The sequence below is a fragment of the Treponema sp. SP13 genome (genome assembly GCF_050938355.1).
Lineage (GTDB): Bacteria > Spirochaetota > Spirochaetia > Treponematales > Treponemataceae > Treponema_D > Treponema_D socranskii.
Genome location: NZ_JADOVM010000002.1, coordinates 103,877 through 130,223 on the forward strand (window position 1 = coordinate 103,877; position 26,347 = coordinate 130,223).

27 protein-coding genes are annotated in these 26,347 nt (G+C 47.6%); 8 read left to right on the forward strand and 19 right to left on the reverse strand.

The features are described from left to right. Window positions 1-3: 3 nt before the first annotated feature. Complete coding sequence (locus tag IZU26_RS04580; RefSeq protein ID WP_016520022.1) at window positions 4-537, forward strand: 3-isopropylmalate dehydratase small subunit; 534 nt, start codon at window positions 4-6, stop codon at window positions 535-537. Window positions 538-1,036: 499 nt separating this feature from the next. Here the strand turns inward: IZU26_RS04580 and IZU26_RS04585 are convergent, their stop codons facing one another. The 9 genes from IZU26_RS04585 to deoC form a co-directional block, all read right to left on the reverse strand. Then, the gene (locus IZU26_RS04585) at window positions 1,037-1,309 is read right to left on the reverse strand and encodes a type II toxin-antitoxin system RelE family toxin (protein WP_433277139.1); all 273 of its coding nucleotides are present in this window, start codon (window positions 1,307-1,309) and stop codon (window positions 1,037-1,039) included. Further along, the gene (locus tag IZU26_RS04590) at window positions 1,302-1,535 is read right to left on the reverse strand and encodes a CopG family transcriptional regulator (protein WP_433277141.1); all 234 of its coding nucleotides are present in this window, start codon (window positions 1,533-1,535) and stop codon (window positions 1,302-1,304) included. Before IZU26_RS04590 ends, IZU26_RS04585 begins: the two co-directional genes overlap by 8 nt. Window positions 1,536-1,627: 92 nt before the next feature. Beyond that, window positions 1,628-2,431, reverse strand: coding sequence for a DeoR/GlpR family DNA-binding transcription regulator (locus IZU26_RS04595; protein ID WP_433277143.1), 804 nt, complete (start codon window positions 2,429-2,431; stop codon window positions 1,628-1,630). A gap of 139 nt (window positions 2,432-2,570) precedes the next feature. Next, window positions 2,571-3,509 carry a substrate-binding domain-containing protein gene (locus IZU26_RS04600; RefSeq protein ID WP_222864626.1) on the reverse strand — a complete coding sequence of 313 codons (939 nt, stop codon included), beginning with the start codon at window positions 3,507-3,509 and terminating at the stop codon, window positions 2,571-2,573. A 174-nt stretch (window positions 3,510-3,683) separates the two neighbouring features. Next, a complete protein-coding gene (locus IZU26_RS04605) occupies window positions 3,684-4,643 on the reverse strand; it encodes an ABC transporter permease (RefSeq protein WP_433277145.1) in 960 nt (319 codons plus the stop codon). 1 nt (window position 4,644) lies between these two features. Then, the gene (locus IZU26_RS04610) at window positions 4,645-6,156 is read right to left on the reverse strand and encodes a sugar ABC transporter ATP-binding protein (protein ID WP_315600893.1); all 1,512 of its coding nucleotides are present in this window, start codon (window positions 6,154-6,156) and stop codon (window positions 4,645-4,647) included. Beyond that, on the reverse strand, window positions 6,128-7,654 hold the full coding sequence (locus IZU26_RS04615) for an FGGY-family carbohydrate kinase (RefSeq protein WP_433277148.1): 1,527 nt from the start codon (window positions 7,652-7,654) through the stop codon (window positions 6,128-6,130). Before IZU26_RS04615 ends, IZU26_RS04610 begins: the two co-directional genes overlap by 29 nt. A gap of 57 nt (window positions 7,655-7,711) precedes the next feature. Then, window positions 7,712-8,464: an SDR family NAD(P)-dependent oxidoreductase gene (locus IZU26_RS04620; RefSeq protein WP_315600891.1), complete on the reverse strand. Its 753-nt coding sequence runs from the start codon at window positions 8,462-8,464 to the stop codon at window positions 7,712-7,714. 30 nt (window positions 8,465-8,494) lie between these two features. Beyond that, on the reverse strand, window positions 8,495-9,151 hold the full coding sequence (gene deoC, locus IZU26_RS04625) for a deoxyribose-phosphate aldolase (protein ID WP_433277150.1): 657 nt from the start codon (window positions 9,149-9,151) through the stop codon (window positions 8,495-8,497). A 191-nt stretch (window positions 9,152-9,342) separates the two neighbouring features. Here deoC and fic point away from each other — a divergent pair, with 191 nt between their 5' ends. Continuing rightward, complete coding sequence (fic, locus tag IZU26_RS04630) at window positions 9,343-10,224, forward strand: protein adenylyltransferase Fic (RefSeq protein ID WP_433277152.1); 882 nt, start codon at window positions 9,343-9,345, stop codon at window positions 10,222-10,224. Window positions 10,225-10,403: 179 nt separating this feature from the next. Here fic and IZU26_RS04635 read toward each other — a convergent pair whose 3' ends face one another. From IZU26_RS04635 to IZU26_RS04670, 8 genes are all read right to left on the reverse strand, one after another. Then, window positions 10,404-11,171, reverse strand: coding sequence for a pseudouridine synthase family protein (locus IZU26_RS04635; protein WP_433277154.1), 768 nt, complete (start codon window positions 11,169-11,171; stop codon window positions 10,404-10,406). Then, complete coding sequence (locus tag IZU26_RS04640) at window positions 11,152-12,150, reverse strand: RluA family pseudouridine synthase (RefSeq protein ID WP_433277155.1); 999 nt, start codon at window positions 12,148-12,150, stop codon at window positions 11,152-11,154. The genes IZU26_RS04635 and IZU26_RS04640 overlap by 20 nt, the downstream gene beginning before the upstream one ends. A 2-nt stretch (window positions 12,151-12,152) precedes the next feature. Further along, a complete protein-coding gene (locus IZU26_RS04645; protein ID WP_433277157.1) occupies window positions 12,153-12,845 on the reverse strand; it encodes a hypothetical protein in 693 nt (230 codons plus the stop codon). 8 nt (window positions 12,846-12,853) lie between these two features. Next, window positions 12,854-13,573, reverse strand: coding sequence for a YggS family pyridoxal phosphate-dependent enzyme (locus tag IZU26_RS04650; protein ID WP_433277159.1), 720 nt, complete (start codon window positions 13,571-13,573; stop codon window positions 12,854-12,856). 23 nt (window positions 13,574-13,596) lie between these two features. Then, window positions 13,597-14,463, reverse strand: a complete 867-nt coding sequence (gene rsmA / locus IZU26_RS04655) for a 16S rRNA (adenine(1518)-N(6)/adenine(1519)-N(6))-dimethyltransferase RsmA (protein ID WP_433277161.1) — start codon at window positions 14,461-14,463, stop codon at window positions 13,597-13,599. A gap of 109 nt (window positions 14,464-14,572) precedes the next feature. Beyond that, entirely contained in the window at window positions 14,573-15,835 is a 1,263-nt protein-coding gene (locus tag IZU26_RS04660; protein ID WP_433277163.1) for a ComEC/Rec2 family competence protein, read from the reverse strand. Further along, complete coding sequence (locus tag IZU26_RS04665; RefSeq protein ID WP_433277165.1) at window positions 15,829-17,004, reverse strand: hypothetical protein; 1,176 nt, start codon at window positions 17,002-17,004, stop codon at window positions 15,829-15,831. Before IZU26_RS04665 ends, IZU26_RS04660 begins: the two co-directional genes overlap by 7 nt. 34 nt (window positions 17,005-17,038) lie before the next feature. Beyond that, window positions 17,039-18,247, reverse strand: a complete 1,209-nt coding sequence (locus tag IZU26_RS04670) for a flagellar brake protein (protein ID WP_433277166.1) — start codon at window positions 18,245-18,247, stop codon at window positions 17,039-17,041. A gap of 68 nt (window positions 18,248-18,315) precedes the next feature. Here IZU26_RS04670 and IZU26_RS04675 point away from each other — a divergent pair, with 68 nt between their 5' ends. After that, a complete protein-coding gene (locus IZU26_RS04675; protein WP_433277168.1) occupies window positions 18,316-19,071 on the forward strand; it encodes a CPBP family glutamic-type intramembrane protease in 756 nt (251 codons plus the stop codon). A gap of 86 nt (window positions 19,072-19,157) precedes the next feature. Here the strand turns inward: IZU26_RS04675 and IZU26_RS04680 are convergent, their stop codons facing one another. Beyond that, a complete protein-coding gene (locus IZU26_RS04680) occupies window positions 19,158-20,132 on the reverse strand; it encodes a hypothetical protein (protein ID WP_433277171.1) in 975 nt (324 codons plus the stop codon). Next, window positions 20,122-20,646: a nitroreductase gene (locus IZU26_RS04685; RefSeq protein WP_021329985.1), complete on the reverse strand. Its 525-nt coding sequence runs from the start codon at window positions 20,644-20,646 to the stop codon at window positions 20,122-20,124. Before IZU26_RS04685 ends, IZU26_RS04680 begins: the two co-directional genes overlap by 11 nt. A 142-nt stretch (window positions 20,647-20,788) precedes the next feature. Between IZU26_RS04685 and IZU26_RS04690 the strand changes: the two genes are divergently transcribed. From IZU26_RS04690 to aepX, 5 genes are read left to right on the forward strand one after another with little or no spacing between them, the layout of a single operon-like run. Further along, on the forward strand, window positions 20,789-21,772 hold the full coding sequence (locus tag IZU26_RS04690) for an extracellular solute-binding protein (protein ID WP_021329955.1): 984 nt from the start codon (window positions 20,789-20,791) through the stop codon (window positions 21,770-21,772). After that, a complete protein-coding gene (locus IZU26_RS04695) occupies window positions 21,760-22,536 on the forward strand; it encodes an ABC transporter ATP-binding protein (protein WP_431726374.1) in 777 nt (258 codons plus the stop codon). Before IZU26_RS04690 ends, IZU26_RS04695 begins: the two co-directional genes overlap by 13 nt. Before the next feature lies 1 nt (window position 22,537). Next, window positions 22,538-24,121, forward strand: coding sequence for an ABC transporter permease subunit (locus IZU26_RS04700; protein WP_433277174.1), 1,584 nt, complete (start codon window positions 22,538-22,540; stop codon window positions 24,119-24,121). After that, the gene (locus IZU26_RS04705; RefSeq protein WP_433277176.1) at window positions 24,118-25,008 is read left to right on the forward strand and encodes an NTP transferase domain-containing protein; all 891 of its coding nucleotides are present in this window, start codon (window positions 24,118-24,120) and stop codon (window positions 25,006-25,008) included. Before IZU26_RS04700 ends, IZU26_RS04705 begins: the two co-directional genes overlap by 4 nt. Window positions 25,009-25,036: 28 nt before the next feature. Continuing rightward, a complete protein-coding gene (aepX, locus tag IZU26_RS04710; protein ID WP_187383888.1) occupies window positions 25,037-26,338 on the forward strand; it encodes a phosphoenolpyruvate mutase in 1,302 nt (433 codons plus the stop codon). The last annotated feature ends 9 nt before the right edge of the window (window positions 26,339-26,347 follow it).

Here is a 26,347-nt window from a genome sequence, read left to right on the forward strand (position 1 = left end):
GAGGTGAAACAATTCGGCGGGAGCGTGCTCTTTCTCGACCGCTCCGACATCAACACCGACGAAATCATTCCGGCGAAGTATCTTACCGAAATTTCAAAGCAGGCGCTCAAGCCCTATCTGCTCGAAGATTTAAAGCTCGACGGCTTTAATCCGAAAACCGATATCGCAGGAAAGCGCGTCATCATCACGCGGGAAAACTTCGGCTGCGGCTCTTCGCGCGAACATGCTCCGTGGGCGCTCGAAGTGAACGGCATTTCCGTCGTCATCGCGGTAAACTTTGCGCGCATATTCCGGCAAAACATGTTCAACTGCGGCATGATGGCGATCGAACTCGATAAAAAATCGATAGACGATATATTCCGCACGTTTTCGGATAAAGAGGCCGAATGCAAAATCGTGCAAAACGACGACGGCAGCGCAAAGGTAAAGCTGATCGCGGGAAGCCTTTCGAAAAGCTATCCGTTTACGCTCGACAGTTTTGCAAAGACGCTCGTCGAAAACGACGGGTGGATCGGCTACGCGGACAAAAAATATTGATAGGTCGAAAATCGAGTTTGGAAAGTATCAGCTAATAGCGCCATGTTTACGGCGAGGATGACCAACGTACAATCTTTGTAGACATATGCGAACGCGGCTCTCACAGCGGGTGCCCCGCTTACGCTCCGGTTGTGCTTCTAAACGTCGCTTCCGTAAGCTGAACGCACAAAGTCGCACGCGTGTCTCCCGCTGCTACGCCGCATCGCGCACACGGCAAGATGTTTCGGCATACGGTCGGAACCTCGCCGTATGCATAATTGTATTTACTTTCCAAACTCGTCCTTCAATTGGTGAACGAAACGGATGGAAAAGGGACTGTCTCAAAAGTCGGTTATCTTTTCGACAACCCTGCGAGTTTTAGAAAACTCGAAATTGACTTTGAGCGTTTCAAAATCCGCAAGAGTAAGAACTTCCGTTAAAACCGAATAGTTTTCTTTTCGGTTAAGATTAAAATACTCTTTTTCAAAAATGACGGTTTTGAAAACGATGTTAGGAGATATTATTTATAAGCATCTTTTCGTGCTTCAATATCCACTATGAATACGATAACCGTATCTTCTGATATTTTATAGAACAGACGATAATCCCCTATTCTAAAACGATATAGGTCTTTGTAATTACCTTTGAGCTTTTTAATATTTGAGCCAAAATAGGGATTTTCACGTAATATCGGATATACATATTCCGTAATCTTTTTGTATAAAGATTTATATTTTGCAGATTTTATCTTTTTCTCAAACGTTTCGGTTTCCGCTATTCGATACTTAGCCAATTATTCGATACCTTCCGGCTGAAATATCGGATAAACCTTTTTTAATATCTTTCTCATATTTGAGTATTTCAGTCATTTCCATATCATCGACAAATGTCTCATTCATAGTGTAATTGAGCGTTGCATATTCCAGATAATTTGAGATTGTTCTTTTCTGCCCGGCAGCAGCCAGTTTGAAAATATCATATGTACTGTCATCTATACGAACGGTAATTGTCTTTGCCATTTTACCTTCTACTTCAAATATATTCATTTATATTCAAAATGTCAATTGGTTATTACGGTCGTTACCATTTTTATTGACCGGTATCTAAAACCTCAGGATACTGCTTCGGAAATGGGATCTTCACATATAATCATCGGGATATTATTTTCAGCAAAATACTCGCGGTATTCATTTGGAATGCCGCTGTCCGTAATTATCATATCGAACTCCGAAATTTTTGCAAAATATACCGAACGCACTAAACCGAATTTAAAACTGTCTGCAACGAGAATTTTTTGTTGTGCCGAATTTATCACGGCTCGTTTTGTCGAAAATTCATAATTATTTTCACACGTAATCCCAAGGTCTAAACTGACTCCGCTTGCTGCAATAAAAGCTTTTGTTGCACGGCTTCGATTAATCAGAGAGATGGCCTCCGAACTCTCAAACATCTTTGAATTTTTATGAAAGTAACCTCCGGCAAAAACGATAGTACTGTTCGCCCTATTCCATACATGCATAAGCGTGTTTAACGTATAACATAAAATCGTTAACTTTATGTTATTAGGCAGATTTTGCGCAATAAAACTGCACGTCGAACCCGTATCGAGTATGATGCTGTCATTATCGGAAATCAAACCGGCCGCTCTTTTTCCTATACTTTCTTTTTCCGCGCGATGTATCTTTTCCGCCGATATTACGGAATAGTTATATGCGGCATTTTGAATAGTTCCGGCATTGTATACGATAACGCCGTTGACAAGCGATACGAGTTTTTCATCTTCAAGAAAAGAAACGTATTTCTTTGCCGTCATATAGGAGACATCAAGAATACTTGCCACTTTATTTAATAAAATAACCTTTTCTTGCTTTATCAGTTCCAATAATTTATCTTTTTTATTATCAAATTTACTCAAAAAAGCTTTCCTCGATATCGTATCATAATCGTATTAAAAAATAATTTCAAGAATCTTTACAAAAATATCCGGATGATTTCAGTATGCGCGGTAAAAGCGGCATATTTCAACGGATCGTCAAAATATACCGCTTTAAAAGTTATTTCATTACTGCAAAAGAATTTTTTTCATTATAAAATGTTTTTGCGTTGGATTTATCGATAAGGTTTGTTCCTCCGTCGATATATTCGGGTACTTTTTCCTTGTTTTTAAGCTTGATGGCCGTTTCAACTGCTTTTCGCCCCAAGACGGCGGGATCGTTCATAGCCGTACCGTTATAACGCCCGTCGATGATAGCCTTGACGGCTTCCATTAAACCGTCTACGCCTACAACGTATACTTTTTTCTTTGCCTGTTCAAATACTTGTAAGCCGCCGAGCGCCATATCGTCATTATGCGCATAGATGAGGTCGATGTCGGGATGAGCTTGTATGATATCTTGAGCGGCTTTGACTGCATTTGCACGGATATAATTGCAATACGGCGATTGTATAACGGTTATATTCTCTTTATCGACGGCGGTATGAAATCCGTCACGACGCGCCATCATTACCGAACCTCCGGCATCTCCTTGCAGCTCCAAAATCTTGCCTTTTGCTTTGCCTTTTCCGCCTAATAAATTTACCGCCAACTCGCCGGCCAGTTTACCCATCGTTCGATTATCTCTTCCGATAAAACAATCGACTTTATCATTTACGGGACGATCGACAGTGATAACGGGGATACCCGCTCTTCTGGCTCTTTCCAAAGCCGGTTTTACGCCGTCCGGATCGACAGGATTAATGATCAATGCGCTGACGCCGCGGTTTATCAAATCGAGAATATCGTTATTCTGCTTTTGAATATTATTTTGGGCATCCAGATAGATAAAGTCGATATTGTGCGATACCGCGGCCTCTTTAGCCGCATCCATCAACGCTACATAAAAAGGAGAATCCAAAATGCATTGTGAAAAACCGATCGATTCTTTTCTTTTTGCACTAAATGCAGACATCGTAAGTGTTGCTGCAAATAGTAAAACCATACACATTTTCTTCATACCATCCTCCGCAGATGTTTGGCTGTCATTGTTCCTTATAAAATCATACGATTTTATAGTTCAGTTTTTTTCCTCCTTGTTTACCGTTTTTTGAATTTCCGTATCGCTGCCATACGGAACCAAGACGACTTGCGACGCAAAGCGTCTTGGAAGTACTCCCCTTACAGCGCGGTTTTATGTTTTTTTCCTTGTTATAAAATTATTTCCGATCAGTGCGGTAAGTATAATTGCGCCTTTTACGATTTGCTGAAAATACGAAGGAACTCCTACAAGATTTAATATATTTGTAATAATGCTTAAAAGGAAAACGCCTCCGAATGTTCCCCACACTCCTCCTATACCTCCGGCAAGACTTGCACCTCCGATAACGGTAGATGCTATCGCATCCGTTTCTATACCGCTGCCGGCATTCGGCTGCCCGGTCGATAACCATGACGCCAACATTACACCGGCAAAAGCGGCGAGTAAACCTGAAAGTATATATGCAACGGTTTTATTTCGTTTTATTAAAATACCGGATAACCATGCCGCAGTATTATTTCCGCCGATCGCATAAAAACTTCTTCCCAGCGGCGTATACTTTAAGAAAAAAGCCGCGGTACAAGTTATGATAATCCAAATTATACCGCTGATGGGAATCATATCGAATAAAAAACCGCTGCCTAAAAACCTGAAAGAATCGCTCAATCCGAAAACCGGTTTTCCGTTCGTCAATAACAGTGCGACTCCCCTAAGGCTGATCATCATCGCCATAGAAGCGATATAATCGGGCAAATTGAAACGCGTAATAATGGAACCTGTTATAAAGCCGGTGAACGCGCCGAGCGCAATAGCTGCAAACATCGATACAAAGGTGGAACAGCCCAGATCTTTTGCTAAAATTGACGAAATCATTCCGGCAAGCGCGACATTTGAACCGACGGAAAGATCGATACCTCCCGTTATGATTACAAAGGTCATACCGACGGCGACGATCCCCCCGACTGCCGATTGCTGTAACAAGTTAAAGAAATTTTGCCATGTTAAAAATCTGGGACTCAAGATAACGGCGATAAGGACAAAAAATAAAAGCAGCATAAACAAATTGTATTTTTTAATAAAATCAACCAAACTGATTTTTTTTAGCGTATTCATTTTATATCCTCCCGGTGATAGCGCATTCCTGTATTTTTGTCGCATCCAGTTCATGTGCCGAAAAAGTTTTTATCAGCTTGCCTTCATACATGACACTTATGGCGGAGGCGACCGACAATAATTCATTCAATTCCGAAGAAACGATAATTATCGTTTTTCCTTTATCCGATAAATCTTCCAATATTTCGTATAATTCCGCTTTTGCGCCGATATCGATGCCTTGCGTCGGTTCGTCGACCAGCAAAAGATCGCATTGTTTTATAAGCCATTTTGAAAGGACAACTTTTTGCTGGTTGCCGCCGGATAGAGTGATAACTTCATTGGCGATGCCGGGCGTCTTAATTGAAAGCTTTTTTACGTATTGTTCTGTTTCTGCATAAATCCGTTTATATTGAATAAAACCGAAACGTAGAAATTTTTTTATGCCCGCCAACGATGCGTTTTCCCATACCGGCAATCCTAAAACAAGGCCTTGTTTTTTCCTGTTTTCGGGAACCAAACCGATTCCTTTTTTGATCGCACTATAAGGATTTTTATTATGCATTTTTTTATTTTTATATATAATTTCTCCGGATAGGATCGGATCTATACCGAAAATCGAATGCAATACTTCCGTTCTTCCCGACCCGACGAGTCCGTAAATACCGTGTATTTCCGATTTGTTAATTTTCAGATTGACCTGTGAAATCGCTTTTGTCGTTACATTGTGCAATTCCAATGCCGTCTCTTTACTCTGTGTTTTTTCTTTGCGGAAAAACGTCTTAATCTCGTGACCGATCATCAACCTGACGATTTCTTCTTGCGTTATATCCTGCATCGATACCGTAGCTATATGTGTGCCGTCTAAAAGTATCGTGACGGAATCGCCGACATCGAATAGTTCTTCAAGCCGATGAGAAATATAAATGATGGTTATCTTTTTTTGTTTTAATGCAGCGATAATCCGCAGCAGCGATTTATATTCGTCTTTTGAAAGCGTAGCGGACGGTTCATCCATGACGATTATCTTCGCATCGCGGGCGACGGCTTTCAGTATTTCGATAAGCTGTCTGTGCCCGATCGTCAAGTCGCCTGCCAAAGTTGCTGGTGAAACGGAGATGTTGAATTCCTGCAATAACGCTATCGCTTTTTTATTCATCGCATTCCAATTGAGCAGCATTCCGTTTTTTACATTTTTATAATTGTTAAGAAAGATATTTTCCGCTACCGTCAGAGAATCTATGAGAGACAGCTCTTGGTATATTACGGCGACCCCCGCTTGTATTGCGTTTTGCGTATTGAGTACGTGCATTTCTTTGCCGTTAATAAAAATTTTTCCGCTGTCTCGCTGACATGCGCCGGATAGAATTTTCATTAAGGTCGACTTTCCCGCGCCGTTCGCACCGATCAAACACCGTACTTCTCCCCGATCGACGGAAAAGTCGACATCCGACAACGCTTTTACGCCCGGAAACGATTTAGAAATGCCTTCCATTCGAAGAATTTTATTTTCCATAAGAATCCTTTTGTTCATTTTTTTCTTCTATCTCTTCCATGCAATACGAAATATAGCGTGCAAATATTTTTTCATATTCGGATCCGGATGCGGCATCGGGCCGTACGCAAGAGGTTTCGTGTATCATGGTTTTTGCGGCGGCGGTATGGTTTTCGTATACTCTTTCCGATACTGCCGATACAAGCGCACAGCCCATGATTCCCGCATACGAACTCGTATTGACCAGTGAAATCGGTCTTTGACAGATATCGGCGAGTATGGAAAGCCAAAGGGGGTCTTTCGTTACGCCTCCGCACGCCACAATCTTTTGTATGTTTACGCCGCCCTTTTCCATCGTGTCTATGATATTTTTCGTACCGTAGCCGACCGATTCCATCAACGCTCTGTATATGTCGCCTCTCGTATGAGCCAAGCGCAACCCGCGGATTTGCCCCGAAAGGTAAGGGTTTTTATACGGCGTTCGATTCCCTTGAAAAAAGTCGAGAGCGACAAGCCCTTTTGCACCGATACCGGAAAGAGCTGCTTCATTTGCTAAGGTTTCCATCGTCAATTCCGAGTCATTGGCCGTTAAATTTCTGAACCACTTTATGACGGAACCTGCCGATATTTGTCCGCCTTCTATTACATAGAAATCTTTAATGAGCGCATTACAATACGGTCCCCAGATTCCCGGCATGTGTATTTCTTTTTTTGAAAAACAAAGATGCACAAAACTTGTTCCGAGTATAGCCGCTAAAGAATTTTCATTTACGACACCTAAGCCCAACATTCCCAAATAAGCGTCTATACCGCCTTCATAAACAGGAATTCCTTCCGGTATACCCGTCTCTTTTGAAGCTTTTTTTGAAATATAGCCGACGACGGATCCGACGGGATAGATTTCCGTTATTATTTTTTCAGTATAGTCAGCAAAGCCTATCGAATCAAAAAAATCGTTTTTCCATCCGCCGAACTTTGAAACATAGTGACCTTTGCATACGGCATTGCATTCCGAAGCTGCAAGTTTATCCGTTAAAAGATAATTTATCCAATCGAGCTGCTCCACAAATTTCCATGTTTGTTTATAAAGCTCAGGCTTGTTTTCTTTTATCCAAAGAACTTTCGCTATCAACCATTCTGCAGAGCTTTCGCCTCCGCAAAATTTTAAAACTTCGTCTTTCGTCGCATTGATCCTATCCGCCTGTTTCGAAGCCCTGCAGTCCATCCACATTACGGCATTCGCCAAAGGCTTACCTTGTTTGTCGATAGGGATAACGGTACTCGATGTGGCACAAATACAAACGGATGCAACGGCTTTCTTTTGGTTTTCGCTCAGCTGCCGAGCGGCCTTTTTTTGCGCACGGACAAAAGCAGTAAACCAATCTTCAGTGTTTTGTTCTACGCAACCGACACAGGGATATAACAAAGGATAAGCTTCTTCGGCAACGGAAATAAGCATGCCCTTTTCATCGATAAAGCCGACTCGTACACCTTGCGTTCCGAAATCTGCGCATAGAAAAATCTTCGAATTATTCATTTTCAGCTTCCTTGTTACAGATTTTCAGATTGTCGATAAAACAAGAACGCTCTTGTTTTAATCCATATAGTATCCGCCGTTGATATTGACGGTTTCTCCGGTTATAAAACCCGAATCGTCCGAAGCCAAAAAACACATTAAAGCGGCCATGTCGCTTTCGGTTCCGAGTCTTCGTATCGGTATTTTAGCCGCCATTGCAGCTTTTTTTTCTTCCGTCCAATAGCTCATCATTTCAGTCATAACGGCATGAGGGGCTATGCCGTTACATGTTATTCCGTAAGGACCCAATTGACGCGCGACGGAACGGGTTATTGTCAAAACCGCACCCTTTGATGCACCGTAAACGAAGGTTGTCGAATTATCGCCGTTTTTACCGGTTATAGACGAAACATTGACGATCCGTCCGTAATTTTGCTTTTTCATGATAGGCGTTACCGCGCGTATTGCGTATAAAACACCTTTTACGTTTATGTCCAGTGTTTTTTCTATGATCTCATCCGTTGTCTCTTCAATAGGTGCAGTCAATAACAATCCCGCATTATTGATAAGGATATCTATTTTCCCGAATGCTTTTACCGCTTCATTTATGAGATTGTCTACTTGACTACGCTTTGATATATCACAAAGCACGGAAATAAAATCATATCCGGCCGTTTTGAATTCTTCAGCCGTTTTTTCTATTGCAAGTTTATCTATATCGGTCAGTACGATAGAGGCACCTTCCATAGCCATCCGTTTGGCGGTTTCTTTTCCCATCCCTCGTGCCGATCCGGTAATGACGGCAACTTTACCTTCAAATCTGTTTTTCACTTTTGACTCCTTATTTGGCGTGATCACGTATCATGCTTCCGTTACGATTTTGATTCCGGCACTTGTGCCCAAACGATTTGCCCCTGCTTGTACCATCTTTTCGGCATCGGTTTTTGAGCGAATACCTCCGGAAGCTTTTACACCGAGTTTCGTACCGACCATAGCGCGCATCAATTTTACGTCTTCAACGGTAGCTCCGCCTGAACTGAATCCCGTCGACGTTTTTACAAAATCGGCACCTTCATCGATACACATTTGAATGGCAAGCTTTTTTTCTTTTTCCGTCAATAAACACATTTCCAAAATAACTTTCGTAAGAATGTTACCGTTGCAAATTTTGACGATGGTCCGAATATCATTTGCAGCTTTTTCATACAATTCCGATTTGAGCGCACCTATATTGAGCACCATGTCGACTTCTTGTACTCCGTCATCGATTGCCTGCTTTGTTTCATTTTCTTTTCCGAATGTCGACATCGCCCCCAGCGGAAAGCCTATAACGGTACATACTTTTACAGCGGAATCCCGGAGTTCCTTCGCACATAATTTGACCCACGTAGAATTTACGCACACGGAATGAAACGCATATTCCCTTGCTTCCGAACACAACTTAACGATAGCGTCTTCCGTTGCATCGGGTTTTAGTAACGTGTGGTCTATTATGGAGTTAAGTGCCGGATTACTCATACAAGCCTCCTTGTAAAATAATAAACAAATGATAAATTTCCACAATTCATTTAGTTTATATTTATATTTAAGCACGGTTTTTTTAATATGTCAAATAAAATTTAAATATTTTATAAAAATATAAAATAAAAACGATTTTCCTGCCGCACATTTCAATAGCTTGTTTTCAAAAATCATGCTATCATGGTTTCGTGAGCACAAATAAAATATCGATTCGCTTTTTCAATGATCAGGAAGTGCGTGCCGTCTGGGATGAGGAAAATTCCAAATGGTGGTTCAGCGTACTTGATATTGTCGGAGTTTTGAACGAACAGAGCGAATATGAAAAGAACCGTAACTACTGGAAATACCTCAAAGCAAAGCTGAAAAAAGAAAACCCTGAGTTGGTTAGTGCTGCTACCCAACTGAAATTGACCGCTGCCGATGGGAAAAAATATAAATCGGATGTTATGGACTATAATCAAGTAATAGAGCTTGCACAAAGTTTTCCCAATAACAAATCCGCCCCCTTCATTCAGTGGTTTACCTACAGCGATGAAACGATCGACGGCAAAAGCAAAACGAAAGCCTATGCCCTTTTTGAAAGCTCGCTTTTCGACAGTATAGAAATCGGAACGGTAAACGGACTCAAGCAAATTCACGCATACCTATTCGGTGGTCTTTACGAATTTGCAGGAAAAATACGGACAGTGAATATTTCAAAAGGCGGATTTAAATTTGCCGCTGCGGAATTTCTCCCGCAAACTTTGCACGGTATAGAAAAAATGAGCGATTCAACATTCGAACAGATTAGCGATAAATATATCGAAATGAATATCGCGCATCCGTTTCGAGAGGGCAACGGAAGAACAACGAGGATATGGCTCGACTTGATGTTAAAACGCGCCCTAAAAAGATGTGTTGACTGGAGTAAAATCAACAAAAAAGACTATCTGGAAGCTATGGCTGAAAGTATAACCGATTCAAGCAAAATAAAGTCTTTATTGCAAAACGCTCTGACCGACAAAATCGCTGACAGGGAAATATTTATGAAAGGCATCGACTATTCATATTACTATGAAGAGGCGGAATAAACGCCGATATCGCTTTTTCGGAGAATCAACAACCCCGACGCAAGGTCGGGTACAGTGCTCAACGTTTCGCACTGTATGTTCTCATAAGGTGGTTGCAGTCGGCTTTAATACCCTTTGTTACGACGCGGCATGTGAGATAACCCTCCGCACGAATAAAAGTTTCAATCTCGACATTCGACCTAAAAAAAATCGGTACCTACCCTCATCCGCTCTCCCGTCACGGGATTTGTAAAGTCAAGGGCGACGCATTCGAATTCGAGCGCTTCGCCTCCGAAGCCTGCGTTATACAGTTCGTCTCCGACGACGGGAAGTCCGTTCCACGCAAGATGGCAGCGCACTTGATGGCGGAAACCCTTTGCGATCGAACACTGCGCAATGATGCCCTCCGCCGTCCGCTCGGCGATTTTTATATGCGTCGTATAGAGCGCGCTTCCTTTTTTTTTCAACGCCGCTTCGTTCGAATCTTCGGTAACGGGTCTTACGCTTTTTCTTCCCCTTCCGTATGCTCGAAAATAAGACGATGCGGAAAACTCATCCCCCGCTTTCAACGGACGCACCGAAACGGGTTTCGGAAATCCGCCGAGCTTTACCGCATTCCCCTCGTCGTCGCTGCAAAGCGCGCGGTATATCTTTATAAAATCGCCTTTTTTTTGCGCTTCGAAAAAAAACGCATACGCTTCATCCGTCGCCGCGATGAGTAAAAGTCCCGATGCCTGCGTGTCGAGCCGGTGAATCAAACCGTATTCGCACGGTTTTTTGCCTTTGACGTTTTGCAGTTCGGGAAAGAGGAATACCGCAAGCGTTAGGGCGCAGTTTTTTTCTCCTTCGAAAAGCGGAGCGGATGCCGTGCCGCGCGGTTTTTTGATTATTAAAAAAGGCGAATCCTTCGACGGTTCGCGGATCACTTCGATCCGTGCAATCGGCATGTCATCTCTTTTTCTTTGCATGATTTTTTCCCCACACCGGCACTTCTTTCGGATAGTTTTTTTTGAGAAAAAAAAGCGTCGTTCGAAAGCGATCGGGAACGGCCGAGCGGAACGTCGAAAACTTTTTTTTACCCGGCAAGCGTATCGTCAATTTTTTCGCGTGAAGCATGAGGCGAGCTTCGGGAAAAACATCGTCTTTTTTTCCGTAAACCGTATCTCCCAAAATCGGACAGCCGATGTATTTCATGTGTACCCGTATTTGATGCGTGCGCCCCGTTTTGAGACGCAGGCGCATAAGCGAATAGTTTCCGTAAGAGGCGATGCAGCGGTAAATCGTCCGTGCGCTCTTTCCGTCTTCCGTCTGCGTTGCGGCTTTAAAACGCTTTCTGTTTTTCGGATCGCGGATGATCTGCGTTTTGATGTCGCCTGCGAGAGCGGGCGGCCTTCCCTTTACGATCGCGATGTATTCTTTTTGCACGAAGCGGCGGGCGAACTGCTGTCCGAGCCACTCTTCGGCGTCCCTGTTTTTTGCCGTAATGATGAGTCCCGACGTATCTTTGTCGAGCCGGTGTACGATGCCGGGTCTCCTCGAAGATGCGGCGAGAGACGGGGGCGTATCTTTTATGCGGGAAATCGAAGATCTGCCCCAGCGGTATAAAAGCGCGTTTACGAGCGTACCGGTCCAATTGCCCGCCGCAGGGTGCGTCACCATACCCTGCGCTTTATCGACGACGGCGACGTTTTCGTCTTCGTACAGCACGCTGAGCGCGATGTTTTCCGGTGTTATGTCGTCGGGAACATTATCGTCCCATTGCACGTCGATGATATCGAGCGCTTTTACGGCGGCCGAAAGCTTGTGCTCTTTTCCGTTTACGAGGATTTCGATCGCACAGGATTTCAATTTCGAGCGGTTCATGCCGCCGGGAAGAGAGGCAATGTATTTGTCGAGCCGGAGGCTGCCCTGGAAATCGGCGGGAACTTGTACGCTGAAAGACGGCACCGCTAGTCTCCGCTTTGCGTTTCGAGGGCAAGCTCAGAAGATGCAGCTTGCCCTTCCGCCTCGCTTACAGATTTTTTATCGGACAGCGTATTCAATTGTGCCGCATCCGATTTTTCAGATTCTCCGCTCGCATCGTTTTCCGCGTCCGCACCTTCCTGCGACGCTTTTTGTTCTTCACTATCGGAATTCGCGGCATCGCTCCGAGTTCCGCCGGGCGGTGCCTCTCTCGGCGGCATATCGATGAGGACGGCATCTTCGTCTTCGGCTATCGGTGTGACGACGATGGGCGCTTTTTCTTTCCGCTCGAGTTTTTTCTTTGCGGCTTTCCGCCTGATCACCGAAACGAGGAGATCGGTAAGCCCGATGCCGACGCTGATACCCGCCGATGTGAGCAAAATGCCCGCCTGTTCGGCCGTCGAATAGCCGTTGCTCGCCGACGCTTTTGCAAAGGGATTCGGAAAATACTCGGAATCGAAGCCGTGTTGCGCATAGCGTGCGGACGAATACACGATCGTCGACGTAAGCGTCACAAAGGGGAGCGCGCCGAACGAAATGATTTCCGCCCTCCGCAAGTCTTTCATAAATTGAGGAAACTCGTCGTCCGTATACGGAGAAGGTGTCGCATTTTTCGATTCCTTTGCACGGCACGGAAAAGCGATGACGCACAATAAAAGCAGGACTGCGCATTTTTTCACGCAAAGCCTCATAACGCCGCCGTCTCCCGCTCGCCGAAAATCGCCGTTCCGATGCGCACTTCGGTAGAACCCTCTTCGATCGCGATTTTATAATCCGCCGACATTCCCATCGAAAGCGTTGTAAGATCGAAGGAGGGAAATTCTTTTTGCAGCTTTTCCGAAGCATCGCGGAGCGAAACGAAGGACTTCCTCACGGCAATTTCGTCGTCGGTAAAAGGCGCCATCGTCATAAAACCCTTCGGTACGATGTGCGGCGCATTTCCTTCGGCACAATAGCGAAGCGCTTCGTACATATTTTCGTATGAAAGAAACCCCGCTTTCGACGCTTCGCCCGTGTGGTATTCCAATAACATATCGATCGATTTATCAATCTTCGCGCACTGTTTTTCGAGTTCTTCGATTATGCCGAGCCTGTCGACCGATTCTATGCAAGAGGCGATCCGCACCGCGCGGGCGGCTTTGTTTCTTTGCAGCGTTCCGATGATGTGCAGTTCGGCCGACGGAAAGTCTTCATAAATTTTATTAAATTTTTCGTATGCTTCCTGAACGCGGTTTTCGCCGAATGCGCTCTGCCCCGCTCCGATCGCCGCAATGACGGAAGACGCCGGATGAAATTTACTTACGGCCAGGAGCTTTACGCTTCCCTCTTTTCTTCCGGCTTTCCGTTCGGCGTTCCGCACCGATTCGACGACTCGTTTGAGATTTTCCGCTATCCGTTCCGTATCCATAACCGCCTTCTTCTTATCGCACTTCACGAAAGTATAGCGCTATTGAGCGCATCGGACAACCGCAAAAGTTCTGCAAGAGACAGCGTCTCAGCCCTGAGCGAGGGATCGAGAGCCGCAAGTGTAAGCGCACGCTCGGCTCTTTCGGCGCTTCCGGTAAAAGCCGTTAAATTATTGCGGATATTTTTTCTGCGCGATGAAAAAAGAGCGCGCTGCATCTTTATAAAAAGCGAAAGATTTTCGCACGCGGGAAAATCGCTTTTTTTCGTCATAACAACGGCGCGCGAGGCGACGTGCGGCTTCGGCCAAAAATTTCCGGAAGCCAAATCAAAAAGCCCTTTGACATCGTACGCCCACTGACACAGTACCGAAAACGACGATCGCTCGTCCCCTCCTTCTTTTGCCGTCATCCGATCGGCGACTTCCTTTTGTACCGTAACGACAGCCTTGTCGAATCTTACGCCGCGCTCTATCGTGTCGGCGATGAGGGATGCCGCAATCGAATACGGGAGATTACCGAAAAATCTGTCGGGCAGCCCCGAATCCTCATACGCGCTTTTCCACGTTTTTACGGCATCGCCCGAAACGATTCTTAGCGCACCCTCTTCGATTTCCGCCTTAAAAAAATCCGAAAGCAGTTTTATAAATCCCTTGTCGATTTCGAAGGCCCTAACGCGGGCGCCCGCATCGAGCAAAAGCTTTGTCATGGAACCCAATCCCGGCCCTATCTCCCATACGCGCATCCCCCGTTCTATTTCGAGAGCACGGACGATGCGCTCACGAGCCGATGCGTTTACGAGAAAATTTTGTCCGAATTTTTTTTGCATCGAAAAGCCGTTTGCATCGAGGAGAGCTTTGAGGGCTGCCGGTGAATTATAATCAGGGATCGTCATACGCAAAAGTCATAGTAGCCCGAACGGCGATTTTTGTAAATCCTGCATAACAAGACAAGTACACCTCATTACTGTATTTTACAAAGTTCCGACACGACATCCGTACCCGTTACGCGATGTGCACGTACGGAGCGCGTGCGAAAAAAAGCACGAGAAGTTTTATAAGTCCGTAGATCGCGTTCAGCACCGCTCCCGCAAGGGGCGCGAAAAACGGCAGGGCGAGCGAAAGCGCAATGCAGACGATGCCCGCATAGATGAACACGGTTACAAGAGGCGAAACGAGTGCCGTCGCGATGACGCCGACGGGCATAAAAGTTCCGAAAAGCGAAAGCGTCACCGGAGCGGTGAGCGTCTGTGCGCCGAGGGATGCGGAAAGAGGCGCGGATATTTTTTGCCCAAGAACGCGGATCAAAAAAGCGTTCAGCGTTTCCGAAAAAAGTAAAATGCCTAAAAGCGCACCGTACGAAAGCATAAAAGCCGCATTCAAAATATGAGCGGGTGCGATCACGGTATGCAGGATAAAGGCCGCACACAAAATCAAAACCGTATCCGCCCCTGCGATGCCGCACACGGAACACAAAAGGAGCAGTACGCTGCACAAAAACGCGCGCAAAAGAGACGGTGAAAAGCCTGCAAACCACACGAAAAGCGATACGGCGCAGAATTGAAAAATATACGATTTCGTTTTTCCGAAAAGCCGCATACCCGCAAAAAGTGCGATGCCCGACACGAGCGACAAGTGCATTCCCGAAAGCGCGAGGATGTGCGAAAGCCCGGCATTGCGAAACGCGTCCGAAACCGCAGAGTCGGTGTATTCACGGGAACCCGAAAGAAGGGCAAGTAAAAGTCCGCCCGCCCCGCCCCACGCGTACATGAGACGGCGGAATTGAAGGCGAGAAAGTGCGCGGATACGAGAGAGTTTTCCTGCAAACGATTTTTCCGGACTTGGACTTTCGGCTTTTGAAACGAAAAAAACGCCGCTCTTGCCCGCCCTTCCCGAAAGGAAAAGCCGCGCGCCGCTTTCACACAGGACGGCTCCCTTTCCGTAAGAAGCCGAATAGAGTTTTCCCGGAAAATACGCTTCGACCGTTTTTTCGTCGATAACCGCCGTTATGTGCCCGCGCGCGGAACTTTTTACGCCGCCCTTCGATACGACGAAGTCCGGCGCAAATTCGAGCGAATACGCGCCTCTCTTTTGCGATTTTACGGGATTTGAAACGACGGTGCCGTACATCGAAACGATATCGAGTGTCGGAACGAGGGATGCGAACGCGTGACGGTTTTTGACGGGAACGATGCCGCCGTACGCCAAAACGGAGGAGATGAGTACCGCACAAAAAAGAGGGTGTTTGAGTCTTTTTCCTATCACCATTTAAGCCTCGCGAGCGCGTCGCGGGCGGCGGCAATCACCGGTTCGGGATAGTTGACATAGGTCACGTACAAAAGCGTGTCGAACGACGATTTATTACCGATCCTGCCGAGCGCGCCGATCAGAGCGAGCGCAATCGTTTCGGACACTTTTGCCCCGCTTTCGGTTTGTTTGTTCAACGCAGCGAGATAGGACGCAAGGCGGGAGGAAGCATCGACCGGCGCGATTTCAGCCGCAGCGTTTATCGCTTTGACAAATTCGCCGTCGGTCATAACGCCCGCCTTATATTCGCGTTCAGCGAGATCAAAAAACGAAAGCACTGCCGGAGCGGAACGCGTCCACTTGTTTTGTACGATAACGTCGAGCGCATCGACTTGCAGGGAAACCGTTTCCCTCGTTATCGACGAAGCGTTGTTCGCTATATATATCGTCTCCGACAGCACATTTTCGGCAATTTCCGATTTAAAAGATGCGGATATTTTTTCATTTTTTATGAGCACATCGAACAGCGGCCGTATACCGTTTTTGACGTTTCCTTCGCGGATGACGGCGATTACTTGCGGAAGCGATTTGTCGGCGAGAAGCGCGATCGCCTCGTCGATGTCTTTGCCGTACTCGGGCCACTTTTGCTGCCGTCGCGCTGTAAACAGCACGGAAAACGATCGGCTGTCGCCGATTTCACCGAGCGTACGCACGGCGGCTTTTACGACACCGTTTTCGCCGGCAGAGGACACAGCGTTTGCAAGATAGTCGTTTAAAAGGACGATACAGGGTTCCGTAGGAAGCGAATCGCGCAGCGCCGCCGCTTTGTTTAGGATTGCAATTCGCACCGTATCGCTCGGAAAGAGTGAAAAGAGTTTTACGAATTTTTCCGAAAGCGCTTCCCGCTCCCCGTAATCGAGAGAAGCGACCGAATTTGCCGGAAGCGCAAGCACGCCCGCAAGCGCCAGCGTGTCCAAATCGCGGTCGTTTCCGAGCAGCACTTTGTGTTCGAGCGCAAAATCGATCGCTTCTTTTGAAAGAAACGCAGCGTCTTCTCCCGAACTTTCGCGCACGGCCGCCGTTTTATCGACGATATTGCCTTTGACGAACTGTATGCGAAGCGGAGCGGAAGAAGCAAAACAGGAAGTGCATGCAAGCGCAATAATTGTCCTTATAAAGCATCTGTTCATTTTCACCTCGTTAATATAAAACAACCGCGCAGGGCTATCCGTTACCGACTATAGTGTCGATCAACGCATCTGTCGTATCGGGGATTTTCGTATCGGACAATTCATACGCGAACGCGGCATCGCCTGCCTCTTCCGCCGGTTCTTCTCCGGTACCGTCCGCCTGAGGCGCTTCGTCTTCGGCATCTTCGGAATCTTCGGAATCTTCGGAATCTTCGGAATCTTCGGAATCTTCGCCGATCGGAAAAAGCTCGTATGCTCTGCGCTCTTCGGGCGACATGATATTGTACACGAAACTCAAAATTTGGTTTTTCATCTGCGGTTCGATGTGCACGCATTCGAAGTGAAGGCGCGATTGATCGATATCGCTGTTGTATTCGACCGTACGGACGACGCCGAACATGATTATCAATTTTCCTTCGAGCGTAAATTGCAGTTTCAGCTGAATATTCGGTACGCCTTTTCCGCCGATCCGTATCATGGCTCCGGATTCGGAAATATCTTCGATAAGACAGCGGTATCCCGACTGCGTTTCAACCAAATTGTAATCGATCACCTTATCTTTAATAATAAAAAGACTCGCGTACATATTGCATTTTGTGCGCACCGCATACCGCTTTTGCGTACGCAGCAGTTTTTCCGTATGCTTGAGGTACAGCACCGCTTTGCCGAAAAATATGCCGCTGCCGATTACCGTCGTATCGAAAATATAGCGCGCATCGCCGGTGCGCCACAGATACACGCTTATCGATTTTCCGATCCAATCTTTGCTTTCGACGGGCATCTGTCCGTTTTGCGTCGGAAAACTAATCGTCAGCTCGCGCGCGTTGTTGACGATCTTCGACGCAAACACGCCCTTTCCCGCAAGCACGATCCTCAAGCGCAGAGCGCTTTCGAGAGCGCGCGTCGATGTCAAGCCGCGCTTTTGCGACGCTTCGGCTTCGATGTGCGTGCGGTATGAATAGAGCTTTGCAAGGAGACGCTGCATACCGTGATCGTTTGCCTTCTCCGCGTTTGATTTGATTTGAGAGATGCACTGAGAAAGAGAAGGCTTCGACCAAAACAGAGAGTGCGGATCTTTTAGACCGCACACGGCTGCAGTGCGCCACAAGAGGTCTATTTCGGAAAGAGAAAAGCGGGAATCGAAACCGGTCAAAAAGAATTTGATTTTCTTTTGATATGTTTGTGCGAGCTTTAGAGCGATGACAGCCGCGACGGCTGCGGCGGTAACTTTTAGGATATACACAATGGCCTCAATACTATATAATTGATTCCATTGTATCATAAATCGACAAATTTTCATAGTGCAACGATATGGAAATACCTGTAAACCTGCGGCGGAACGTCGTCTTTACCGTATCCGTGTGCCTCTTTGTTATCCCGCCGCTTTTTGCAGGCTCGGCGCCGACGCGGGCGTTTTCCGCGTGGATGTTTCCGCTCAAGCCCCTGTGCTATGCAGCACTCGCGTTTGCACTCGTGCATTTTTCGTTTCCGCATTCCGCGGGGCGCACAAGAGGCGATGCGTTTCGCTTTGTGCAAACCGGCTGTGCGATCGCTTCGTTCGGCTCGCTGTGTGTCATCGCTTCGGCCGTCGAACTTGCCGTGCGTTTTTCGGGCGGAAAAACGAGTGTGTCTCCCGCGCTGCCATCGTCGATTGCCGAAACGCTTTTTTGTATCGTCAATTTTGTATGCGCATCGTTTTACGAAGAAGCGCTCTACCGCCTCTATCTCCCCGAAACGCTCGGATCGATTTTGAAAGATGCCTTTTTGCAAAGCAAAAAAAGCGGCGCGAAAACGGAAGAAGAAAGGGCTGCGGGCGAAGAAGGTGCACATGCAAACGCGGCACGGGGAAAAAGTGCCGAAAACGCCGTGCGAATTTCCGAAGCGCTCTCCGTCGTCGCTTTTGCATTCTCTCACCGCTACCTCGGACTGCCGTCGGTCATAAACGCATTTTTCGCAGGCATCGTGCTCCGTATCTGCTGTAAAAAAAGCGATACTCTGTGGACGAATACGCTCGCGCATTTTGCATACAATATGCTTTCTCTCGTTTTATTTGCGAAAATGCAATGATCCTGTCGGAAAAGCCCAGCTCCTCCTATCGAAGCCGATTTAGGACGTGAAAGCCGCAGCCGACCGCACTCGCGGCCGATTGCAATTCATTCAAGAAACAGTTCGACGATTTTTTCGAGCGTCCATGCACTTACGGAAACGCGATAACGGTATTCGTAGTACATTTCGGTGACGGTATTTTGAAAGGAATCGAAGCGGAGCGCGGCGGCACCGGCTTTTCCGTTTTCGGCCGTCGCCGTAAAGCGAAAGCCCCTTCCCGTTTCGACGGTAAGCGAAAAAGCGCCCGTATCGTAGAAACCTTCCGTATCCGCGGCTAATCCCCCGTGTCGAAGTGCAATCAATTTCGACGCTTTTTCCGAAAAACCGTGCTCGCCTGCTTTTAAGGTTTTGAGCACTCCTTTTGCCGCTATGCGCAACGATTGAATATCGGCTGCGCGGATGCGCCTTTCTTCCGTGTTTTGCGGAACGATGTACGGATCGAGCCAAAATCCCGCGTCGGCTCTCAAAAATGCATCGCAATCGGTTTCGGCCGCATACGGCCCATCGCTTTCTCCTATGCGGATAAATCGCCGAGTTTGGTCGAAATTTTGCCCATAAAAGTTTACTTTTGTAGACATATTAAGATTGTTTTTAAGTAAAATCGATACAAACGGCCGGTTTTTATCGGATATCGTATTGTTACTGTCTAAAATTGTATACAATTTGCGAATCTTTGTTAGATATTGTATGAGTTCCGAAACTTTCGCATTTTCGGCGGGAAAAACCACCCCTCCCGATGAGCCGTACCACGTACCGTTTTTTTTGTAAAGCGCCGTTTTTTCGCCCGCATTTTCGATTTCGATTTCATCGAGAGCGGCGGCATATTTTTCGTTTACAAATGCGCTCCTCATCGCCCGTTCGCGCGAGCTGCGCGGGACAAAGGAAAGCCCGTAGAGTATGACAAGAAAAAAGAGAATACCGTATAGCGTTATTCGGAGCATACCCTTGTTTCGGCCGTTTGCATACCGTCTGCCGCTCTGAAAAACCGTATCCGTGTCGCTTGCTGCGGTTTTATTCGGCATAGAATACGCGGCCCGCCCTTCGCGGCGGCATCTCGCGTTCGGCTGCAGACACGCCTAACACGCAGTGACCGATCCCTTCGAAGTCGCCGGCTATGCCGAGTTCTTTTAAGATCGCTTTTCCCTCATCGCTTTCGAATTCTTCTTTTGCTCGATGGATCCAGCAGCTTCCGATTTTGAGCGAATGCGCGGCGAGCATCATGTTTCCGATGACGAGGCTCCCGTCGTAAACGCGGTTCGCCCAGTTTTTATCGGCAAGTACGACGAGCACGACGGGCGCTCCGTAAAACGGATCAAAGCCTTCGTCCCATCCGCCGACTTTGCGGTTCATCTCCGACAATCTGTCGCGAAGTTTTTTATTCGTCACGGCGACGATGATCGGCACTTGTTTTCCCTGCGCGCTCGCGGCATAGAGTCCCGCTTCGATTACGCGGTCGACGATCTCTTTTGAAACGGGATCGCTTTTAAAACTCTTAGTGCTCCTGCGCGCTTTTATAGCATCGATGATTTCGTTCATAATACCTCCCTTATAGATTTAACATCCGAATCGATTATACCACGCGGCAGCGATCGGCGCAAAGGGGATTGGATTACTCGGCTCCGATAGTAATTTTACCGATACTTGACTTTGTTCATATTTTCTATTAGGATATTAAAATATGAACAAGCGTTTTACTTTTATCCGGTACGTTTTATGCGCAGCTTTTTTGATCGCATCGTTTACAGGCTGCAGCAAAAGCGCTCAAAAGATCACCGTTTTTTCGAGCGCCGAAGAATACCGCAACGCGTATATCGCAGGTGCGCTCCGCGAAAAGTTTCCGCAGTATGTTATCGACGTGCAGTATATGCCGAGCGGCAATCAGATGGCAAAACTCATCGCCGAAGGAAGCAGTACCGCATGCGATATCAGTTACGACATCGATTACGGCTATGCGGAAAAAGCGTGGGACTGCTTTGCGGAAATCGCATACGATACGTCGAAATACCTTCCCGACACGCTCTTTCGCGACGGGAGCAGGATCGAGCCGGACTACCGCAACGGCGGCTGCATCATATTGAACAATAAACTCATCGCGGAAAAAAAGCTTCCTGTGCCGAAAGCCTACGGCGATCTGCTCGCACCCGAGTTTAAGGGATTCATATCGATGCCGAATCCGAAAAGTTCGGGAACGGGCTATATGTTTTTAAAAAGTCTCGTCAACGCGTGGGGCGAAGAAAAGGCTCTTGCATACTTCGACGATCTTGCCGAAAACATCCTCCAGTTTACGTCTTCCGGTTCCGGCCCGGTAAACGCGCTCGTACAGGGAGAAGCCGCCGTCGGACTCGGCATGATCGCACAGGCGGTCGAAGAGATCAACAAAGGAGCCGATCTCAGCATCGTGTTTTTTGACGAAGGCGCTCCGTACTGCCTCTACGGTATGGGCGTCATCAAGGGCAAAGAAACGAAACCGGCCGTTATGGAAGTGTACCGCTATATCGAAGATACCGTAAGCCCGAAAGACAAAGAACAATTTGTTCCGGAAAAGATCTATACGGACAGGGATTTTACCGTAAAAAATTTCCCGGAGCGTATTCCCTATGCCGATATGAGCGGCAATACGCAGGAAGAAAAGGAGCGTCTGCTCGCAAAATGGCAGCATTGACAAAAACCAAACTCGAAATACAAAACCTTTCGAAAGCGTTTTCGTCGGAAACGCCCGTCCTCCACCACATCGATTTTACGGTGCGCGACGGAGAATTTTTATCGATACTCGGCCCCTCAGGCTGCGGCAAAACGACGCTGCTGCGCATTATCACAGGGCTTGTCGCCCCCGATACCGGTTCGATTTTAAAAGACGGAGAAGACATAACGAATTTTCCGCCGGCAAAGCGCAAAATGGGAATCGTTTTCCAAAACTACGCGCTTTTTGAAAATATGAACGCGCTCGACAACGTGAGCTATGCGCTCAAAATTCGAAAGAGTACGAAAAGCGGCGCGGAAGAAAAAGCGCGAACGCTTTTATGCCGCTTCGGGCTTGAAAACGAATTGTACAAAAAGCCGAACAAACTCTCCGGCGGACAGCAGCAGCGGATCGCCATCGCGCGCACGCTCGCGCTGAATCCCGATGTCATACTCTTCGACGAACCGATGTCGGCGCTCGATGTCGACACAAGGCTTTCGCTCCGCGCCGATTTGAAAAGTATTCAAAGCGAATTCGGCTCGACGATGATTTACGTGACGCACGATCAGGAAGAAGCCTTTGCGATGAGCGACCGCATTATGGTTATGTATCAAGGCTCGATTCAACAGCTCGATACGCCCGAAGCGATCATACGAAAGCCGGCGAACGACTACGTCGAACGCTTTGTCAAGCGCAATATCCAAATAAAGATCGATTCGCTTTTGCCGTTTGCGACGAGGAACTGACATGCGCGTGCAAAAGCTTACGGCGGCGAAACTGCTGCTCATCGTGTTTTTTCTGTTCGCCGTTTTTTTTCCGCTTTCCCGTATGTTCGCGTGTATGGCGGGAACCGACGTCCTCTCCGTCGTCCGTTCGGGACGCTTTTTATCCGCGGTGCGCAATTCGCTCTCCGCTTCTCTCGCCGCAACGTGTATCTCCGTCGTTTTGGGTATCGTACTCGCGTTTTGTACGGAGCGCATAAACGGTAAAGGCCGGCACGTGTGGACTTTTTTGTTTCTCATTCCGATGCTCATCCCGTCGATCAGCACGGGTATGGGGCTCGTCATTTTGCTCGGCCGGAACGGTATTCTCACGAATCTTTTGCGCCTTTCGCATCCGATCTACGGCTTCGGCGGTATCGTCGCGGGATCCGTGCTGTATTCGTTTCCCGTAGCGTATATTATGACGGCGGATATCATACGCTACGAAGACTCGCGCCCCTACGAAGCCGCGGACATACTCGGCATCCCGAAAGCGAAACAGTTTACCGCGCTCTTTGTACCGTATATCAGAAAGCCGCTCATCTCGGTCGTATTTACGGTTTTTACGCTCATCGTTACCGATTACGGCGTACCGCTCATGATCGGAGGCAGGTGCATTACCCTGCCCGTGATGATGTATGAAGACGTCATCGGCCTCCTCGATTTCGGCAAAGGCAGCGTCATCGGCGCGGTTCTGCTCGTTCCCGCCGTTATCGCTTTTATCCTCGATACGATAAATCGCGACAAAGCGTCGTCGTCGTTCGGTATCCGTCCCTTTAAACGCATCGACAATCCGATCGCCGAAACCGTTGCGTTCGCGTTGTGTGCCCTTACGGGAGCCGTCATCGTTTTGCCGGCCGCGTCGTTTTTACTCATCAGCATCGTTCAAAAATATCCGATTGCGATGCAGCCGACTTTCGATAATTTCAAACGCGCGTTTTCGATGAACACCGGAACCTATCTCGCCAATTCACTGCTCATATCGTCTTTCGTTTCGGTGCTCGGCTCCCTTAGTGCGTGCATCCTCGCGTATTTGACGGTCAGAACGCGATCGAAGATTTCAAAGCCGCTGCATTTGTGCGCCATACTCACGCTTGCGATACCGGGTCTCGTCCTCGGTCTTTCATACGTTCTCTTTTTTAAGGGAAGCTTTTTATACGGTACCTTTGCGATCCTCATCATGGTCAATATGATTCACTTTTTTTCTTCTCCGTACCTCATGATGTATAATACGCTCGGAAAGCTGAATCCGAATTTGGAAATCATCGGAAGTACGATGGATATTCCGCGTACAAAAATCATCGTCGACGTCATTTTGCCGCAGGCGAAAAGCACCGTCGCCGAAATGGCGATGTATTTTTTCGTCAATTCGATGATGACGATAAGTGCAGTTTCCTTTCTCGCGACGACGGCGAATCAGCCGCTATCGCTTATGATCCCGTCGTTTGAAAGCCAAATGCTTTTCGAATGCGCGGGCGTCGTTTCGCTGTGTATCCTCGCAGTAAATCTTTTAATAAAAGCGCTTGTCATACGATACAAAAAAATCGTCGCGCAAAGAGATGCGGCATGAGTCTCACTAAAAATCAATTCGACGTCCTTTCGTTTTTTGCCCAAGCAAAAGGGCATCCGACACAGCGCGACACTGCGCACGCGCTCGGAAAGTCGCTCGGACTGGTCAATAAAACCGTTGCGGAATTGAAAGCGCTCGGCTGTATCGACGAAAAAGGTGAGCCGACCGAAAAAGGAAATCTCGCGCTCGAACCGTACCGCGTCAAGCGTGCCGTCATCATAGCCGCAGGATTCAGCTCGCGTCTCGCACCGGTCACGCTCAGCACGCCGAAACCGCTCGTGCGCGTACACGGCAAGCGCATCATCGATTCGCTGCTCGACGCGCTTACCGCCGCCGGCATCACCGAAATATACGTCATACGCGGCTACCGCGGAGAGCAGTTCGAAGAACTCAAGCAAAGCTATCCGTCGATCCGCTTTATCGAAAATCCGCGCTACAATGAAGAAAACAATATTTCGTCGATGGTCGCCGCCTCAGGGCATTTTGAAAACGCCTATGTCTGCGAAGCCGATTTGATTTTGCAAAAGCCCGGCCTCATTTCAAAGTACCAATACCACACGAATTATCTCGCCTTTCAAACCGACAAAACCGACGATTGGTGTTTTTACGAGCGGAACGGCTGCATTTCGCGCCTTTCGGTCGGGGGCGTACGCTGCTGGCAGATGATAGGTATTTCATATTGGAACGAAGAAGACGGAAAACGACTTTCGCGCGACATCCGTGCCGTCTACGATATGCCGGGCGGCAAAGAGCGCTATTGGGATCAAGTGCCGCTCGAATATCGTCTCAAAGACTATAACGTGCGCATCCGCGAATGTGTCAAAAACGATATAATCGAAATCGACACGTTTCCGGAACTCAAATCGATCGATGCGGCGTATTGTTAAAAATTATTAAGAAAAGCAAGGAGCGTATATGAGTAAAACGGTATATCTGGGCATAACGGGCGACATCATCCATCCCGGCATCATCAATATCATCAACGAAGGCGCAAAGAGAGGAGAGCTCATCGTCGGATTGCTCACCGATTCGGCTATCGTCTCGCACAAGCGCCTGCCCTATTTAACGTACGAACAGCGCAAAGCGGTCGTCGAAAGCATCAAAGGCGTTTCGCGCGTCGTGCCGCAGGAAGCGTGGAGCTACGTACCGAATTTAATAAAATACAAACCGGACTATATAATTCACGGCGACGATTGGAAATCGAATTACTTAAGCAAAATACGAGATGAAGTGTTCGAAGCGATGAAAGCGTGGGGCGGTGAAGTGATCGAAATCCCGTATACGCAAGGAATCAATTCGACCGCCCTCGTCGAAGGCGCAAAGACGATCGGAACGACGCCCGATATCCGCTTAAAAAGCCTCCGCCGCCTCATCGCCGCAAAGCCCGTCGTGCGCATCATGGAAGCGCATTCGGGTTTGAGCGGACTCATCGTCGAAAACGCCGAAGTGACAAAAGACGACGGTATCCACCGCTTCGACGGCATGTGGTCATCGAGTCTTACCGATTCGACGGATAAAGGCAAACCCGACATTGAAGCGGTCGATTTGACGACGCGGCTGCAGAGTCTCACCGACATACTCGAATGCACGACAAAGCCGATCATCTACGACGGGGACACGGGCGGCATCACGGAGCACTTCGTGTTTACGGTGCGCACGCTCGAACGGAACGGCGTTTCGGCGGTCATCATCGAAGACAAAGTCGGTCTCAAAAAAAATTCGCTGTTCGGGACGGACGTAAAGCAGGAGCTCGCGACCGAAGAAGAGTTCTGCCATAAAATCAGCGAAGGAAAAAAAGCACAGGTAACAAAGGATTTTATGATCATCGCGCGCATCGAAGAGATCATCGCAGGCCGTTCGGTCGACGAAGCGCTTGCAAAAGCCTTTGCGAGCGTTGCAGCCGGAGCCGACGGCATTATGATCCACAGCAAAGACAAATCGGGAGAAGACATTCGAACGTTTTGCGAAAAGTTTCGGAAAGAATACAAGAGCATTCCGCTCGTGCTCGTTCCGACGACGTACAATCAGTTTACCGAAACCGAACTCGCCTCATGGGGCGCAAATATCGTCATCTATGCAAACCACATGCTGCGTGCGGCTTACCCCGCGATGAAAAAATGCGCGGAAACGATTTTGCTCTCGGAGCGTTCCCTCGAAGCGAACGAACTGTGCATGCCGATCAAGCAGATACTCGAACTCATCCCCGGAACAAAATAACTTAAGGCG

Coding starts and splice junctions, on each gene's coding strand:
- IZU26_RS04590 (WP_433277141.1), bottom strand. CDS start 1,535: ATGGCAAAGACAATTACCGTTCGTATAGATGACAGTACATATGATATT.
- IZU26_RS04600 (WP_222864626.1), bottom strand. CDS start 3,509: ATGAAGAAAATGTGTATGGTTTTACTATTTGCAGCAACACTTACGATG.
- IZU26_RS04605 (WP_433277145.1), bottom strand. CDS start 4,643: ATGAATACGCTAAAAAAAATCAGTTTGGTTGATTTTATTAAAAAATAC.
- IZU26_RS04610 (WP_315600893.1), bottom strand. CDS start 6,156: ATGAACAAAAGGATTCTTATGGAAAATAAAATTCTTCGAATGGAAGGC.
- IZU26_RS04615 (WP_433277148.1), bottom strand. CDS start 7,654: ATGAATAATTCGAAGATTTTTCTATGCGCAGATTTCGGAACGCAAGGT.
- deoC (WP_433277150.1), bottom strand. CDS start 9,151: ATGAGTAATCCGGCACTTAACTCCATAATAGACCACACGTTACTAAAA.
- IZU26_RS04635 (WP_433277154.1), bottom strand. CDS start 11,171: ATGCAAAGAAAAAGAGATGACATGCCGATTGCACGGATCGAAGTGATC.
- IZU26_RS04650 (WP_433277159.1), bottom strand. CDS start 13,573: ATGGATACGGAACGGATAGCGGAAAATCTCAAACGAGTCGTCGAATCG.
- rsmA (WP_433277161.1), bottom strand. CDS start 14,463: ATGACGATCCCTGATTATAATTCACCGGCAGCCCTCAAAGCTCTCCTC.
- IZU26_RS04660 (WP_433277163.1), bottom strand. CDS start 15,835: ATGGTGATAGGAAAAAGACTCAAACACCCTCTTTTTTGTGCGGTACTC.
- IZU26_RS04665 (WP_433277165.1), bottom strand. CDS start 17,004: ATGAACAGATGCTTTATAAGGACAATTATTGCGCTTGCATGCACTTCC.
- IZU26_RS04675 (WP_433277168.1), top strand. CDS start 18,316: ATGGAAATACCTGTAAACCTGCGGCGGAACGTCGTCTTTACCGTATCC.
- IZU26_RS04680 (WP_433277171.1), bottom strand. CDS start 20,132: ATGCCGAATAAAACCGCAGCAAGCGACACGGATACGGTTTTTCAGAGC.
- IZU26_RS04685 (WP_021329985.1), bottom strand. CDS start 20,646: ATGAACGAAATCATCGATGCTATAAAAGCGCGCAGGAGCACTAAGAGT.
- IZU26_RS04690 (WP_021329955.1), top strand. CDS start 20,789: ATGAACAAGCGTTTTACTTTTATCCGGTACGTTTTATGCGCAGCTTTT.
- IZU26_RS04695 (WP_431726374.1), top strand. CDS start 21,760: ATGGCAGCATTGACAAAAACCAAACTCGAAATACAAAACCTTTCGAAA.
- IZU26_RS04700 (WP_433277174.1), top strand. CDS start 22,538: ATGCGCGTGCAAAAGCTTACGGCGGCGAAACTGCTGCTCATCGTGTTT.
- IZU26_RS04705 (WP_433277176.1), top strand. CDS start 24,118: ATGAGTCTCACTAAAAATCAATTCGACGTCCTTTCGTTTTTTGCCCAA.
- aepX (WP_187383888.1), top strand. CDS start 25,037: ATGAGTAAAACGGTATATCTGGGCATAACGGGCGACATCATCCATCCC.